Below are 15,322 nucleotides of genomic sequence, written 5' to 3' on the forward strand. Positions count from 1 at the left end.
ATATGGCCCGGCGTCGCACACCACCACGTCGGCAGCAGCCGGCAAGGCCGCTGCCGGGTATGCGACGGCTGGAAACCGGGCCTGACGGCTACGAGTACGAAGTGCGGCCCGTTGCCGCCGCTCGAGCCGCCAAGACATACCGATGCCCGGGCTGCGACCACGAAATCCGTTCCGGGACAGCACATGTGGTGGTATGGCGCGCTGATGCGGGGGAGGCCGCGGTGGAAGACCGCCGACACTGGCACACGCCGTGCTGGGCCAACCGCGCAACCCGCGGGCCTACGCGCAAGTGGACTTAGTGGGCCGAATCGGCTGCCGGCTCGACCAACTCGATCAAAACGCCGCCGGCGTCTTTCGGGTGGATGAAGTTGATCCGCGAATCCGCGGTGCCGCGCCGCGGCGCGTCGTAGAGCAGCCGGACGCCCTGGCTGCGCAGCCGCTCGGTCAGCGCCTCCAGGTCGCTGACCCGGTAGGCCAGTTGCTGGATGCCCGGCCCGCGCTTGTCGAGGAATTTCGCGATCGCCGACGACTCGTCGATCGGGGCCATCAGCTGGACCTGCGCGCTGCCGACCGGAGCGCCGCGCACCGAAAGCATCGCCTCGCGGATGCCCTGCTCGTCGTTGACTTCCTCGTGCAGCACGATCATGCCGAGGTGGTCGTGGTACCAGGCGATCGCCGCGTCGAGGTCGGGCACCGCGATGCCGACGTGATCGACCGCCGTCACCAACGCGCTGGCCAGCGTACGACGGACATCAACGTGTTCGGTGGTCATAACGTCACGGTAACCTGACGGGAAAGATTGCGCTTCATCGGCCACAAAATCGGCCGTTTTCGCCCCTTTCGGAGGTTCTCATGACGACGTCGGTGATAGTTGCTGGAGCACGGACGCCCATCGGCAAGTTGATGGGCTCGCTGAAGGATTTCTCGGCCAGTGACCTGGGCGCCATCGCGATCGCCGGCGCTCTGGAGAAGGCCAAGGTGCCCGCGTCGGCGGTCGAATACGTGATCATGGGCCAGGTGCTGACGGCAGGAGCCGGGCAGATGCCCGCCCGTCAGGCCGCGGTCGCCGCCGGCATCGGTTGGGATGTGCCCGCGCTGACCATCAACAAGATGTGCCTGTCCGGCATCGACGCGATCGCCCTGGCCGACCAGCTCATCCGGGCAGGCGAGTTCGACGTCGTGGTCGCCGGCGGCCAGGAGTCCATGACCAAGGCCCCGCATCTGCTGATCGACAGCCGGGCCGGCTACAAGTACGGCGATGTGACGGTGCGCGACCACATGGCCTACGACGGGCTGCACGACGTGTTCACCGACCAGCCGATGGGTGCGCTGACCGAGCAGCGCAACGACACCGACAAGTTCACCCGCCGCGAACAGGACGAGTTCGCCGCGCGCTCACACCAGAAGGCGGCCGCCGCCTGGAAGGACGGCGTCTTCGCAGACGAGGTTGTGCCGGTGAATATCCCGCAGCGCAAAGGGGATCCGCTGGAGTTCAACGAGGACGAAGGCATTCGCGCCAACACCACGGCGGAATCGCTGGCCGGCCTCAAGCCGGCGTTCCGCAAGGACGGCACCATCACGGCGGGGTCGTCGTCGCAGATCTCCGACGGTGCGGCCGCGGTCGTCGTGATGAACAAGGCCAAGGCCGAAGAACTCGGGTTGTCGTGGTTGGTGGAGATCGGAGCGCACGGCGTGGTGGCCGGTCCGGACTCGACGCTGCAGTCGCAGCCCGCCAACGCAATCAAGAAAGCGCTTGGCCGCGAGGGCATCTCGGTCGACCAACTTGACGTGGTGGAGATCAACGAGGCGTTCGCAGCGGTGGCGCTCGCGTCGACCAGGGAACTGGGTGTCGACCCCGAAATCGTCAACGTCAACGGCGGCGCGATCGCGGTCGGTCATCCGATCGGCATGTCGGGTGCGCGCATCACGCTGCATGCGGCTCTCGAATTGGCGCGCCGCGGCTCCGGCTACGGCGTCGCAGCCCTGTGCGGCGCCGGCGGTCAGGGCGACGCGCTGATCCTGCGGGCCGGCTGATAGTTGCTGGCGTTGCCCCGGGAGGGCGGCTGTGATTTTGGTCACCGAAGCCCCGCGACCGGGTGGCGGGACACCGGTGGCGTCGTGCCAGACTTGACGACGTGAGCCGTCCCCGACCCCCGATTGGGCCCGCCCTCGCGGGAGCGGTCGACCTGTCCGCACTCAAGCAGCGGGCCCAGCAGAGTTCATCCGCAGGCCGCGACGCCGGCGCCGGCTCGGGGAAGCCGGCCGGGGTCGAGATCACCACCGCCAACTTCGAAGACGAGGTGTTGGTCCGGTCCAATCAGGCGCCGGTCGTGGTGTTGTTGTGGTCGCCACGCAGCGATGTGTGCCTGCAGCTTGCCGAGATCCTGGGCGGTCTGGCCGCCGACGACGGCGGCAAGTGGTCACTGGCGACCGTCAACGTCGACACCGTTCCCGAGGTGGCCCAGATCTTCGGCATCCAGGTGGTGCCGACCGTGGTGGCATTGGCCGCCGGGCAGCCGCTGTCGAGCTTTCAGGGCATGCAGCCGGCCGACCAGCTACGCCGCTGGGTGGACTCGCTGCTGTCGGCGACCGCCGGAAAGCTCAGCGGCGCACCCGATTCCGAGGGCGCCGAGGAAGTCGACCCGGCGCTGGCGCAGGCACGCCAACAGCTTCAGGACGGTGACTTCGTCGCGGCGCTCGACTCGTATCAGGCGATCCTGGACGCCAATCCCAACCATGCCGAAGCCAAGGGCGCGGTCCGCCAGATCGCTTTCCTGATGCGCGCGACGGAACAGCCGCCGGATGCGGTGGCGGTCGCCGACGCGGCGCCCGACGACATCGACGCCGCCTTTGCTGCCGCCGACGTGCAGCTCCTCAACCAGGATGTGACCGGCGCCTTTGACCGGCTGATCGCCCTGGTGCGACGGACTTCCGGCGACGAGCGCACGAAAGTTCGCACCCGGCTCATCGAGTTGTTCGAGCTGTTTGATCCGGCCGACCCTGAAGTGATCGCCGGCCGGCGCAACCTCGCCAACGCGCTGTACTGAGCGCCTTACTCAGGTTCCAGCCAGAGCGCCGAGTTGGGCGGCAACACCAGCACCGCCGACGCCGGGCGGCCGTGCCATGGCTCGTCGGTCGCTTCGACGCCGCCGAGGTTTCCGATACCGCTGCCGTGGTAGTCGGCCGCGTCGGTGTTGAGCACCTCGCGCCAGCGGCCGGCCGTGGGTAGGCCGAGCCGGTAGTTGCTGTGCTCGACGCCGGCGAAATTGAACACGCACGCCATGACCGAGCCGTCGCTGCCGTAGCGCAGGAAGCTCAACACGTTGTTAGCCGAGTCGTTGGCGTCGATCCAGGAGTAGCCGTCGGGGGTGGTGTCCTGACTCCACAGTGCCGGGCGGCTGCGGTAGATCGTGTTGATGTCACGCACAAAATGCAGGATGCCGGTGGAGAAGCTGTTCTCGTCGAGCTGGAACCAATCCAGACCGCGCTCCTCGGACCATTCGGCGCGCTGCCCGAATTCCTGTCCCATGAACAGCAGCTGCTTGCCGGGGTGGGCCCACTGGTAGGCCAGCAGGCTGCGCAGCCCGGCCGCCTTGAGGTGGTCGTTGCCGGGCATGCGTCCCCACAGCGTGCCCTTGCCGTGCACCACCTCGTCGTGGCTGAGCGGCAGCACGAAGTTCTCGCTGAACGCGTACAGCATCGAGAAGGTGATCTCGTGGTGGTGATAGCTGCGATGCACCGGGTCGTGGCTGATGTAGTCGAGCGTGTCGTGCATCCAGCCCATATTCCACTTCATCGAAAAGCCAAGGCCGCCAACATTGGTCGGTCGTGACACACCGGGCCATGACGTCGACTCCTCGGCGACGGTGACGATGCCCGGCGCCACCCGGTGCGCGGTGGCGTTCATCTCCTGCAGAAACTGCACTGCTTCCAGGTTTTCCCGGCCGCCGTAGATGTTCGGCGTCCAGCCGCCCGCGGGCCGCGAGTAGTCCAGGTAGAGCATCGAGGCGACGGCATCCACCCGCAGGCCGTCGACGTGGAACTCCTGCAGCCAGTACAGCGCGTTGGCCACCAGGAAATTGCGAACCTCTGGGCGGCCGAAGTCGAACACGTAAGTGCCCCAGTCCAGTTGCTCGCCACGCTTGGGGTCGGAGTGCTCATAGAGCGGCGTGCCGTCGAACCTGCCCAGCGCCCAGGCATCCTTCGGGAAGTGCGCGGGGACCCAGTCCACGATGACGCCGATGCCGGCCTGGTGCAGGGTGTCGACCAGGTAGCGGTAGTCGTCGGGTGTGCCGAATCGCGACGTCGGCGCGTAATAGGACGTGACCTGGTAGCCCCACGAGCCCGCGAACGGGTGCTCGGCGACCGGAAGCATCTCGACATGGGTAAAGCCATGCGCCACAACGTAATCGGTCAGCTCACGCGCGAGGTCGCGGTAGCTCAGCCCGGGCCGCCATGATCCCAGGTGGACCTCGTAGGTGCTCATCGGCTCGAAAACCGGGTTGCGCCGGACGCGCTGGGTCATCCAATCGGAGTCGCCCCAGGTGTAGTCGCTGGCGTAGACCCGCGACGCGGTGTGCGGCGGCACCTCGGTGGCGAACGCGAACGGGTCGGCCCGGTCGGTGACGCTGCCGTCGGCGCCGTGCACCCGGAACTTGTAGAGGCCGTCGAGCGGGAAGTCGGGCCAGAACAGCTCCCACACACCGGAGGAGCCCAGTACCCGCATCGGTGCGTCGTTGCCGCCCCAGTGATTGAATTCCCCGATCAGGCTGACGCCCTTGGCATTCGGCGCCCACACGGCGAACGACACACCCTCGACGACACCGTCGGCGGTGGTGAACGAGCGGCGGTGCGCGCCCAGCACCTCCCACAGCCGCTCGTGGCGGCCCTCGGCGAACAGGTGCAGGTCCACTTCACCCAGCGTCGGCAGGAAGCGGTACGCGTCGGCGACGGTCTGGGGGTCAGCGCCGTCGTAGCTCACCTCCAGCCGGTAGTCGATGAGGTTGGTGAACGGCAGCGCGACGGCGAACAGACCGGAATCGATGTGTTGCAGCGGATAGCGGTCCCCGCCGACGAGTGCGACAACTTCGGACGCGTGCGGCCGAAATGCCCGCACCACGGTGTGATTACCGTATTCGTGGGCACCCAGGATGCTGTGCGGGTCGTGGTGCACGCCGGCTACCAGGCGATCCAGATCACTGGGCTCGGGCGTCAGGTGAGTCCTGGCGAGTTGGTCGGTCGGGGTCATTGCGGCGTCACCTCCGGCGCAGCAGCGGGTATCGGGCTTCGGACGGGATCAGCGGCATGTTGATGATGTGGGCGACCGCCCGGGCAGGATCGATGCGCACGTAATTGGCTTGGCCCCACTGGTATTCCTCACCCGTTATCTCGTCGCGCACCCAGAACCGTTCGTAGGGCTCCATACCCAGTGCGGCCATGTCCAACCACAACGTCGCCTCTTCCGGTCCGAACGCATTGAGCGTCACCACCACCAGCACGCAGTCGCCGGTGGTCGAGTCGAACTTGCTGTAGGCCAGCAGCGCGTCGTTGTCGATGCTGTGGAACCGAATGGTGCGCAACTCACGCAGCGCCGGATGCAACCGGCGAATGTTGTTGAGCCGGGCGATGAACGGCTCCAGCGACCTGCCCTCGGCCAGGGCACCCGCGAAGTCGCGGGGCCGCAACTCGTACTTCTCCGAGTCCAGGTATTCCTCGCTGCCTTCGCGCACCGCCCGATGCTCGAAAAGCTCGTAACCGGAATACATTCCCCAGGCCGGGCTCATCGTCGCGGCCAGCACCGCCCGAATCGCGAACATGCCCGGGCCGTTGTGTTGCAGCACGGCGTGCAGGATGTCGGGAGTGTTGACGAACAGGTTGGGTCGGCGGAAGTCGGCGAGTTCGGCGATCTCCTGGCCGAATTCGGTGAGTTCCCACTTGGCGGTGCGCCAGGTGAAATACGTGTAGGACTGGGTGAAGCCGAGTTTGGCGAGCCCGTACTGGCGGGCCGGCGGCGTGAACGCCTCCGACAAGAACAGCACATCGGGATCGGCTGCTTTCACCTGAGCAATCAGCCACGCCCAGAAATTCGGCGGCTTGGTGTGCGGATTGTCGACCCGAAAGATCTTGACGCCGTGGTCGATCCAATGCCGCACCACGCGCAGCACCTCGTCGTAGAGGCCCGCCGGGTCGTTGTCGAAGTTGAGCGGATAGATGTCCTGGTACTTCTTCGGCGGATTTTCCGCGTAGGCGATGGTGCCGTCGGGCAGTTCGGTGAACCACTCGCGGTGTTCGCGCGCCCACGGATGATCGGGCGCGCACTGCAGCGCCAGATCCAGCGCCACCTCCATCCCGAGGTCGCGGGCGGCCGCCACGAAGTCGTCGAAGTCGTCGATGGTGCCCAGCGCCGGATGCACCGCATCGTGGCCGCCCTCGTCGCTGCCGATCGCCCAGGGTGATCCGACGTCGCCCGGTACGGCGGTGGCGGTGTTGTTGCGGCCCTTGCGGTGGACCTTGCCGATCGGGTGGATCGGCGGCAGGTACACGACGTCGAAGCCCATCTCCGCGATGCGGGGCAGCGCCGCCGCGGCGGTGGCGAAGGTCCCGTGCACCGGGTTGCCGTCGGCGTCCCAACCGCCGGTCGACCGCGGGAACATCTCGTACCACGCGCCGAAGCGGGCCTCCGGGCGGTCCACCCAGACCCCGTACTGGTCGCCGCGAGTGAGCAGGTCGCGCAGCGGATACTGCGCCAGCAGTTCCTCGACCCGGGGGCTCAGCGCGGCGGCCGCGCGGGTCAGCGGATCGCCCGGTTTGCGCAGCGCGGCCGCGGCCGTCAGCAGGGGTTCGCGTTGGCTGCGCGGCACGCCGGTGGCCGCCCGTTCCAGCAACCGGGCGCCGACCAGCAGGTCGTTGGACAGCTCCGTCTCGCCCTGGCCGGCGTCCAGCTTGGCCACGACCGCGTGTCGCCAACTGTGGATCGGGTCACCCCAGCCGTCCACCCGGAAGGTCCACAGCCCGACGCTGTCGGGGACGAACTGTCCGTGGAACACGTAGGGCTCTTCACCCATCGTCATCGGCAGCAGCAGTGGCTTGACCCGCGTCGTCGTCTCGAGCGCGTCCTTTTCGGCCACCTGCACGGCCTTGACCCGCCGTGTCTCGCTGACCTGCGGGTAATGGGGTCCCAGGTAGCGAACCACCAGCGTGGCCGCCACGGCCTCATGGCCTTCGCGCCAGACCGATGCCCGGACCGGAACCACCTCGCCGACCACGGCCTTAGCCGGGTACGCGCCGCAGGACACGACGGGCTGGACGTCATCGATCTCGACACGACCTGGCACCGCGACTCCGCCCTCCTTTTCGGGGACATTCGGGAACACCCCTTGCGCCCAATACCCACCGTAGTGTCGGGCCACACCCGGAGCCGGCTAAGCGGCCGCTGTCGACACGTCGGCGCAGGCCCGTCGTCAGTAAGGTATGGATCCGTGAAAGCCCTCCGCCGGTTCACCGTCCGCGCGCATCTGCCCGAACGTCTGGCGGCGCTGGAGAGGCTGTCGACCAACTTGCGGTGGTCATGGGACACGCCGACGCAGGATCTCTTCGCGGCCATCGACGCGGAGCTCTGGACGCAATGCGGGCAGGACCCGGTGGCGTTGCTGGGCGCGGTGCGTCCCGCACGCCTCGACGAATTGGCGGCCGACGGCGAGTTTCTGGACCGGCTCGACGGGCTGGCGGCCGATCTGGACGATTACCTGACCAGGCCGCTGTGGTATCAGCATCAGCAAAACGACGGCGTCGCAATGCCTTCCGGGATCGCCTACTTCTCGATGGAGTTCGGGGTAGCCGAGGTGCTGCCCAACTATTCGGGCGGCCTGGGAATTCTGGCCGGCGATCATCTCAAGTCGGCGTCGGATTTGGGTCTGCCGTTGATCGCCGTCGGCTTGTACTACCGGTCGGGGTATTTCCGTCAGTCGCTGACCGTGGACGGCTGGCAGCAGGAGACGTATCCGTCGCTGGACCCGCAGGGCTTGCCGCTGCGGCTGCTCACCGACGCCGATCGCCACCCGGTGTCGGTGGAGCTGGCGCTGCCCGACGCCGGCCGGCTGCGGGCCCGGATCTGGGTCGCACAGGTCGGCCGCGTCCCGTTGCTGCTGCTGGACTCCGACATCCCGGAAAACGAGCACGACCTGCGCAGCGTCACCGACCGGCTGTACGGCGGCGACCAGGAGCACCGCATCAAACAGGAGATCCTCGCCGGGATCGGCGGCGTGCGGGCGATCCGCGCCTTCGTCGACATCGAGGGGCTGGCCTCGCCGGACGTCTTCCACATGAACGAGGGCCACGCCGGCTTCCTCGGCGCGGAACGCATCCGTGAGCTGGTCACCGACGCCGGACTGGATTTCGATACCGCGCTGACCGTCGTGCGCTCCAGCACCGTGTTCACCACCCATACCCCGGTGCCCGCCGGCATCGACCGGTTCCCGATGGAGATGGTGCGGCGCTACTTCGACGACACCCGCGACGGCTCCGTGCTGCTGCCCGGGGTCGCGACCGAGCGGATCCTGGAGCTGGGCGCCGAGGAGGACCCGGAACTGTTCAACATGGCCCACATGGGTCTGCGGCTGGCGCAACGGGCGAATGGCGTCTCGCTCCTGCACGGCCGGGTGAGCCGGGTGATGTTCAACGGGCTCTGGCGGGGCTTCGATCCCGACGAGGTGCCGATCGGGTCGATCACCAACGGTGTGCATGCGCCCACCTGGGCCGCGCCGCAGTGGCTGCAACTGGGCCACGAGCTGGCGGGCTCGGACTCGTTGACCGAACCCGAGGTGTGGCAGCGTCTCCAGGGTGTCGACGCCGGGCACCTGTGGTGGATCCGCTCGCAACTGCGGGCGTTGCTGATCGACGACGTCCGGGCGCGGCTGCGCCGGTCCTGCCTGGAGCGCGGCGCGTCGGAGGCCGAATTAGGCTGGATCACAACGGCTTTCGACCCCGAGGTGCTCACCGTCGGGTTCGCCCGCCGGGTGCCGACCTACAAGCGGCTGACGTTGATGCTGCGCGACCCGGATCGGCTCGAGCGGCTCCTGCTGGACGAGGAAAAGCCGATCCAGCTGATCGTCGCCGGCAAGTCGCATCCCGCCGACGACGGCGGCAAGGCGCTGATCCAGCAGGTGGTGCGGTTCGCCGACCGGCCGACGGTGCGTCACCGCATCGCGTTTTTGCCCGACTACGACATGTCGATGGCGCGACGGCTGTACTGGGGCTGCGATGTATGGCTGAACAACCCACTGCGCCCGTTGGAGGCCTGCGGCACGTCGGGAATGAAAAGCGCGCTCAACGGCGGGTTGAACCTGTCCATCCGCGACGGCTGGTGGGACGAGTGGTACGACGGCCAAAACGGCTGGGAGATACCGTCGGCCTCGCGGATGGCCGACGAGGACCGCCGCGACGACCTGGAGGCCGCCGCCCTCTACGACCTCCTGGAGCACTCAGTGGCGCCGACGTTCTACGAGCGCGACGACCGCGGGGTGCCGCCGCGGTGGATCGAAATGGTGCGGCACACCTTGCAGACGCTCGGGCCGAAGGTACTGGCCTCGCGGATGGTGCGCGACTACGTCGAGCAGTACTACCGGCCGGCGGCCCAGTCCCTGCGCCGCACGGTCGCGGTCGACGCCGACGGCGTGGTGAGGTTCGACGCCGCCCGCGAGCTGGCCGCCTACCGGCAACGCGCTCTTGCGGCCTGGCCCAAGATCCGCATCAACGACGTCGACAGCACCGGGCTGCCCGACACCCCGGTGCTCGGCTCGGAGCTGACCCTGACCGCGACCGTGCAGCTGGCCGGTCTGGCGCCCGACGAAGTGACCGTGCAGGCGGCGGTCGGTCGGGTCGACGCGGGCGATGCGCTGCAAGACCCCGTCACCGTCGAGATGTCGCACACCGGCACCGCGTTCGGCGGCGACGAGGTCTTTTCGACGACGATGCCGCTTCCGGTGGCCGGGTCGGTCGGCTACACGGTGCGGGTGCTGCCGCGCCACCCGATGCTCGCCAGCGACGCCGAGCTGGGCCTGGTCACGCTGGCTGAACGCTCGGCGACGGAGTAACCGGGCGGTCCTGTAACGCGGTCCGCAGCCGCACCAGCGCCTCGCGCACCTTCGCGGGGTCAGTGGTCGCCCAGAACGGCGGCAGTGACGCGCGCAGGTAACCGCCGTAGCGCGCGGTGGCCATCCGGGAGTCGAGCACCGCGACCACTCCGCGGTCGTCGACTCTGCGCAGGAGCCGTCCCGAGCCCTGCGCCAGCAGCAGCGCGGCGTGGCTGGCGGCGACCGCCATGAAGCCGTTGCCGCCGTGCGCGGTCACCGCGCGCTGCCGCGCGGAGAGCAGCGGGTCGTCGGGCCTCGGGAACGGGATGCGGTCGATGATCACCAACGACAGCGACGGACCGGGCACGTCGACGCCCTGCCACAGCGACAGCGTGCCGAACAGCGACGTGGTGTGGTCGGCGGCGAACTGCTCGACCAGCGCGCCGGTGGCGTCGTCGCCCTGGCAGAGCACCGGGGTCTCCAGCCGTTCGGCCATGGCCTCGGCGGCCGCGCGGGCCGCCCGCATCGACGAGAACAGGCCCAGCGTGCGGCCGCCCGCGGCCGCGATCAGCTCGGCGATCTCGCTCAGCTGCTCGGCCGAGCCGGTGCCGTCGCGGCCGGGCGGCGGCAAGTGGGCGGCCACGTAGAGGATCCCCGCCTTGGCGTGGTGAAACGGCGAGCCGACGTCCAGCCCACGCCAGCCGTCGTCTCCGGCGAGACCCCACGCGCTGGCCATCGCGTCGAAGCTGCCGCCGACCGTCAGGGTCGCCGACGTGAGAACGGTGGTGGATCGCTCAAACACGCTGTCGCGCAACAACTCTGCCACCGACAGCGGCGCCACCTTCAGCACGGCGCGATTGTCCTCGCGCTCCAGCCAGACGACGTCGGTGCGATCGGGGATCGGCGGGGCGAACGACGTCAGGATCCGGGCGGCGGTGTCGGCGATCTCGGCGAGGGCGGCCACCGCCTCGGCGCGCGCGGCCGCCGCCTTCGGGTCGCTGGGTGCGGTGTCGATCGCGGACCGGGCCTTGCCCGCCGCGTCGCGGAGCGCCGCCAGATAGCTGGCCAGCTCGTCGTCGAGCCGGTCGATACGCCCGGGTGACGCGTCGTGGATTGCCGACGAGAACGTCGCCGTCGCGGCCTCGAGCCGTTCGGACAGCTCGGGGTCGATCAGCCGCGCCGCGCGCCGGTGGGCGACCGCCAGGGAAGTGGCCGACAGCTCGCCGGTGGCTACCGCGGTCACGCGGTCGGTCAGCTCGTGCGCCTCGTCGACGACCAGCAGCTGGTGTTCGGGCAGGACGGCCGACCCGGAGACGGCGTCGATGGCCAGCAACGCGTGGTTGGTGACGACGATATCGGCCTGGCCGGCCTTGGCGCGGGCCCGTTCGGCGAAACACTCGCCGCCGAAGGGGCAGCGCGCCACGCCCAGGCATTCGCGGGCGGACACGCTGACCTGGGCCCACGACCGGTCGGCCACGCCCGGCTTCAGGTCGTCGCGGTCGCCGGATTCCGTCGTCGACGCCCACGCGGTGAGCCGCTGCACATCGCGGCCCAGCGCGGTGGCTGCAACTGGCTCGAAAAGCTCGTCCTGCTCCCCGTCGTCTGCGGCCCCGTTGTGAATCTTGTTGAGGCACAGGTAGTTACGCCGCCCCTTCAGTAGCGCGAACCGCGGCCGGCGGGGCAGTTCGTCGGCGAGCGAGTCGACCAGCTGGGGCAGATCGCGGTCGACGAGTTGGCGTTGCAGCGCAATTGTCGCCGTCGACACCACGACGGTAGTGTCGTCGGATACCGCCCGAACAATGGCAGGAACCAGGTACGCCAACGACTTTCCGGTTCCGGTGCCCGCCTGCACCGCGAGATGCTCGCCGGTGTCGAAGGCGTGCGCAACCGCGGTGGCCATCTGCAGCTGACCGCTGCGCTCGCTGCCACCGAGCGCCGCCACCGCAGTGGCCAGCAGAGCGGGCACCTCGGGCGTGGCTACTCCTGGTTATCGGTGTGAGGCCGGGATTTGCGTGGTCGGGATCGCGGGATCGCCGTGCGACAACATCAGACCCTCCCAGGGCAAGCTTCGCAAGCCCGACGCCACCAGCTTGCGCGCCACGCCGAGATCCGCCTCGGCCACGGGTTGGCCGTCGCGCACCAGCGGGACCGTCAACGCCCGGCACGGCTCGGCGGTGTCGGGTGGCTGACCCGCGGGATACACGATCTCTTCGGTGATCGTGCCGGTCGGGCGGCTCGTCCGCACAGCTTGTTTGCGCCCGCCGTGCGACTCCTTGTGGGTGCTGCGCTTCTGCACCGGGATCCCGTCGACCTCGACAAGCTTGTAGATCATGTTCGCGGTCGGCGCCCCCGAGCCGGTGACCAGCGACGTGCCCACCCCGTAGCTGTCCACCGGTTCCGCCCGCAGCGCGGCGATCGCGAACTCGTCGAGGTCACCGGAGACCACGATCTTGGTCTGCGTCGCGCCGAGCCGGTCGAGCTGCTCGCGGGTTTGGCGGGCCAGCACGCCCAGCTCGCCGGAGTCGATGCGGACCGCGCCGAGTCCGGTCCCGGCGGCCGCGACGGCGTTGGCGACGCCGGTCGTCACGTCGTAGGTGTCGACCAGCAGGGTGGTGTCAGCACCCAGCGCCTCGACCTGGGCGCGAAAGGCGGCCGGCTCGTCGGGGCCGTCCGGGCCGGTGTGCAGCAGGGTGAACGCGTGGGCGGCGGTGCCTTCGGCGGGTATGCCGTAGCGCCGCTGCGCTTCGAGGTTCGAGGACGCCGTGAAGCCGGCGATGTAGGCGGCCCGGGCCGCCGCGACGGCGGCTTGCTCGTGGGTCCGTCGGGAGCCCATCTCGATCAGTGGCCGGTCGGCCGCCGCGCTGACCATCCGCGCGGCCGCCGATGCGATCGCGCTGTCGTGGTTGAAAATCGACAACGCCAGTGTTTCCAGCACGATGCATTCGGCGAAACTGCCATGCACCGAAAGCACCGGCGATCCGGGGAAGTACAACTCGCCCTCGGCGTAGCCGTCGACGTCGCCGCGGAACTGGAATCCGCGAAGGTACTCCAGGGTGTCGTCGTCGAGAAATTCCGCCAGCGACGTCAGCGCGGCGTCGTCGAACCTGAAGTGCGGCAACGCTTCCAGGAAGCGGCCGGTGCCGGCGACCACGCCGTAGCGCCGCCCGTCGGGCAGCCGGCGGGCGAACAACTCGAAGGTGCTCCGCCGCGCCACGGTGCCGTCGCGCAGCGCGGCCGCCAGCATCGTCAACTCGTATTTGTCGGTCAGCAACCCAAGGGTCACGACGCAACGGTATCGGTATCCTGGAAGCCATGGTTGCGTCAGCACCGACCAAGCCGGGAACCAGTGGTTCGCAGCAGGTTGATCCCGTCGACGTCACGGCCAGTCCGTGGGTCACGATCGTGTGGGACGACCCGGTCAACCTGATGAACTACGTGACGTACGTCTTCCAGAAGTTGTTCGGCTACAGCGAACCGCATGCCACCAAGCTGATGTTGCAGGTGCACAACGAAGGCAAGGCGGTGGTGTCGTCGGGCAGTCGGGAAGAGATGGAAGTCGACGTGACCAAACTGCATGCCGCGGGCCTGTGGGCCACCATGCAGCAGGACCGGTGAGATCGAGGCGTGCGCAAGTGGAAGCGGGTTGAGACCGCCGACGGTCCCCGTTTTCGGTCCGCGTTGCTGCCGCACGAAGCGGCACTGCTCAAGAGCCTGGTCGGCTCGATGATGGGCCTGCTCGACGAACGCGAATCCTCTTCGCCGCGAGACGAACTCGAGCAGATCACCGGCATGAAGACCGGCAACGCCGAACCCCCGAACAACGAGACGCTGCGGCGGCTCTTACCGGATTTCTCCAAACCCGACGAGGATGCGCCGGACGCCGCGGAGGCGCTGAACGCTGCCCTGCGCAGCCTGCACGAGCCCGAGATCATCGAAGCCAAACGTGTTGCGGCACAGCAACTTTTGGATACCGTTCCCGACGACGGCGGCCGGTTCGAGCTGACCGAGGACGCCGCCAACGCGTGGATCGCCGCCGTCAACGACGTCCGTTTGGCGTTGGGCACCATGCTCGACATCCGCCCCGACGGGCCGGATCGGCTGCCCGACGACCATCCGCTGGCCCCGCACCTCGACGTCTACCAGTGGCTGACCTTCCTGCAGGAATATCTCGTGCTGGCGCTGATGGGGTCCCGGTGAATTCGGTCACCGACGTCGGCGGCATCCGCGTCGGACACCACCACCGACTGGACCCCGACGCGACCCTCGGTGCCGGGTGGGCGAGCGGCGTCACCGTCGTCCTGACCCCGCCGGGCACCGTGGGCGCCGTCGACTGCCGCGGCGGGGCACCCGGCACCCGCGAGACCGATCTGCTCGACCCGGCCAACACCGTGCGCTATGTGGATGCGGTGCTGCTCGCCGGCGGCAGCGCCTACGGGCTGGCCGCCGCCGACGGCGTGATGCGCTGGCTGGAGGAACACGATCGCGGTGTGGCGATGGACGGCGGCGTGGTGCCGATCGTGCCGGGCGCGGTCGTCTTCGACCTGCCGGTCGGCGGCTGGGATTGCCGGCCGACCGCCGAATTCGGCTACGCGGCCTGCGAAGCGGCCGGCGCCGATTTCGCCCTCGGCAGCGTCGGCGCCGGAACCGGGGCCCGCGTCGGGGTCCTCAAGGGCGGCGTCGGAACGGCGTCGGTGACGCTCCCGTCGGGTGTCACGGTCGGGGCGGTCGCGGTCGTCAACGCTGCGGGGGAGGCGGTCGACACCGACAGCGGGCTGCCGTGGCTGGCGTACCTGATCGACGAGTTCGGCCTGAAGCCGCCGCCGGCGGAGCAGCTCGCGGCGTTCGCGCAGCTGAACGCCGAGCAGAGCCCGCTGAACACCACGATCGCCGTGGTCGCCACCGACGCCGCGCTCAGCCCGGCCGCGTGCCGCCGGGTCGCCATCGCCGCCCACGACGGCCTGGCCCGGACCATCCGGCCTGCGCACACTCCGCTGGACGGCGATACGGTATTCGCGCTGGCCACCGGCGCCGTCGAGGTGCCGCCGGCCGAAACACCGGCTGCGCTCTCCCCGGAGACCGCGCTGGTCACCCAGGTCGGCGCGGCGGCGGCCGATTGTCTGGCCCGCGCGGTGCTGGACGGTGTGCTGGCCGCCGAGTCGGTGGCCGGAATACCGACCTACCGCGACCTGTTGCCCGGAGCGTTCGAGCGCGCCGGTGACGATGCAGAGCGGAAGCGATGCTGAGGAGCGGCG

The 15,322-nt window shown here is 69.0% G+C and carries 12 protein-coding genes; 7 read left to right on the forward strand and 5 right to left on the reverse strand.

The window, feature by feature from the left end; all coding sequences use genetic code 11:
- Positions 1 to 2 precede the first annotated feature (2 nt).
- A complete protein-coding gene (locus tag G6N47_RS15525; protein ID WP_083134669.1) occupies positions 3 to 299 on the forward strand; it encodes a hypothetical protein in 297 nt (98 codons plus the stop codon).
- On the opposite strand, the gene mce is transcribed toward G6N47_RS15525, so the two are convergent.
- Positions 296 to 772, reverse strand: coding sequence for a methylmalonyl-CoA epimerase (gene mce / locus G6N47_RS15530; RefSeq protein WP_083134670.1), 477 nt, complete (start codon positions 770 to 772; stop codon positions 296 to 298). The genes G6N47_RS15525 and mce overlap by 4 nt on opposite strands.
- 80 nt (positions 773 to 852) lie before the next feature.
- Here mce and G6N47_RS15535 point away from each other — a divergent pair, with 80 nt between their 5' ends.
- Together G6N47_RS15535 and G6N47_RS15540 are read left to right on the forward strand one after the other, a co-directional pair.
- A complete protein-coding gene (locus G6N47_RS15535) occupies positions 853 to 2,034 on the forward strand; it encodes an acetyl-CoA C-acetyltransferase (protein ID WP_083134671.1) in 1,182 nt (393 codons plus the stop codon).
- Positions 2,035 to 2,135: 101 nt separating this feature from the next.
- Complete coding sequence (locus tag G6N47_RS15540) at positions 2,136 to 3,047, forward strand: tetratricopeptide repeat protein (protein ID WP_083134672.1); 912 nt, start codon at positions 2,136 to 2,138, stop codon at positions 3,045 to 3,047.
- A 5-nt stretch (positions 3,048 to 3,052) separates the two neighbouring features.
- On the opposite strand, the gene glgB is transcribed toward G6N47_RS15540, so the two are convergent.
- Positions 3,053 to 5,248, reverse strand: coding sequence for a 1,4-alpha-glucan branching protein GlgB (gene glgB, locus G6N47_RS15545; protein WP_083134673.1), 2,196 nt, complete (start codon positions 5,246 to 5,248; stop codon positions 3,053 to 3,055).
- Positions 5,249 to 5,255: 7 nt separating this feature from the next.
- Positions 5,256 to 7,334 (reverse strand): alpha-1,4-glucan--maltose-1-phosphate maltosyltransferase, encoded by a 2,079-nt coding sequence (locus G6N47_RS15550; protein ID WP_083134698.1) that lies wholly within the window; start codon positions 7,332 to 7,334, stop codon positions 5,256 to 5,258.
- A gap of 144 nt (positions 7,335 to 7,478) precedes the next feature.
- Here G6N47_RS15550 and G6N47_RS15555 point away from each other — a divergent pair, with 144 nt between their 5' ends.
- On the forward strand, positions 7,479 to 10,091 hold the full coding sequence (locus G6N47_RS15555) for a glycosyltransferase family 1 protein (protein ID WP_083134674.1): 2,613 nt from the start codon (positions 7,479 to 7,481) through the stop codon (positions 10,089 to 10,091).
- Here the strand turns inward: G6N47_RS15555 and G6N47_RS15560 are convergent.
- Both G6N47_RS15560 and G6N47_RS15565 read right to left on the reverse strand, forming a co-directional pair.
- The gene (locus G6N47_RS15560; RefSeq protein ID WP_083134675.1) at positions 10,060 to 12,036 is read right to left on the reverse strand and encodes an ATP-dependent DNA helicase; all 1,977 of its coding nucleotides are present in this window, start codon (positions 12,034 to 12,036) and stop codon (positions 10,060 to 10,062) included. The two genes, G6N47_RS15555 and G6N47_RS15560, sit on opposite strands and share 32 nt — an antisense overlap.
- A 21-nt stretch (positions 12,037 to 12,057) precedes the next feature.
- Positions 12,058 to 13,398 (reverse strand): nicotinate phosphoribosyltransferase, encoded by a 1,341-nt coding sequence (locus G6N47_RS15565; protein WP_372517551.1) that lies wholly within the window; start codon positions 13,396 to 13,398, stop codon positions 12,058 to 12,060.
- Between G6N47_RS15565 and clpS the strand changes: the two genes are divergently transcribed.
- The 3 genes from clpS to G6N47_RS15580 are packed head-to-tail and all read left to right on the forward strand — an operon-like array spanning position 13,383 to position 15,313.
- The gene (clpS, locus tag G6N47_RS15570; RefSeq protein WP_083134676.1) at positions 13,383 to 13,685 is read left to right on the forward strand and encodes an ATP-dependent Clp protease adapter ClpS; all 303 of its coding nucleotides are present in this window, start codon (positions 13,383 to 13,385) and stop codon (positions 13,683 to 13,685) included. The genes G6N47_RS15565 and clpS overlap by 16 nt on opposite strands.
- A 9-nt stretch (positions 13,686 to 13,694) precedes the next feature.
- A complete protein-coding gene (aosR, locus tag G6N47_RS15575) occupies positions 13,695 to 14,267 on the forward strand; it encodes an oxidative stress transcriptional regulator AosR (protein WP_083134677.1) in 573 nt (190 codons plus the stop codon).
- Entirely contained in the window at positions 14,264 to 15,313 is a 1,050-nt protein-coding gene (locus G6N47_RS15580) for a P1 family peptidase (protein ID WP_083134678.1), read from the forward strand. Before aosR ends, G6N47_RS15580 begins: the two co-directional genes overlap by 4 nt.
- Positions 15,314 to 15,322 lie beyond the last annotated feature (9 nt).

This window comes from Mycobacterium branderi, assembly GCF_010728725.1.
In the GTDB taxonomy this organism is placed as follows: domain Bacteria; phylum Actinomycetota; class Actinomycetes; order Mycobacteriales; family Mycobacteriaceae; genus Mycobacterium; species Mycobacterium branderi.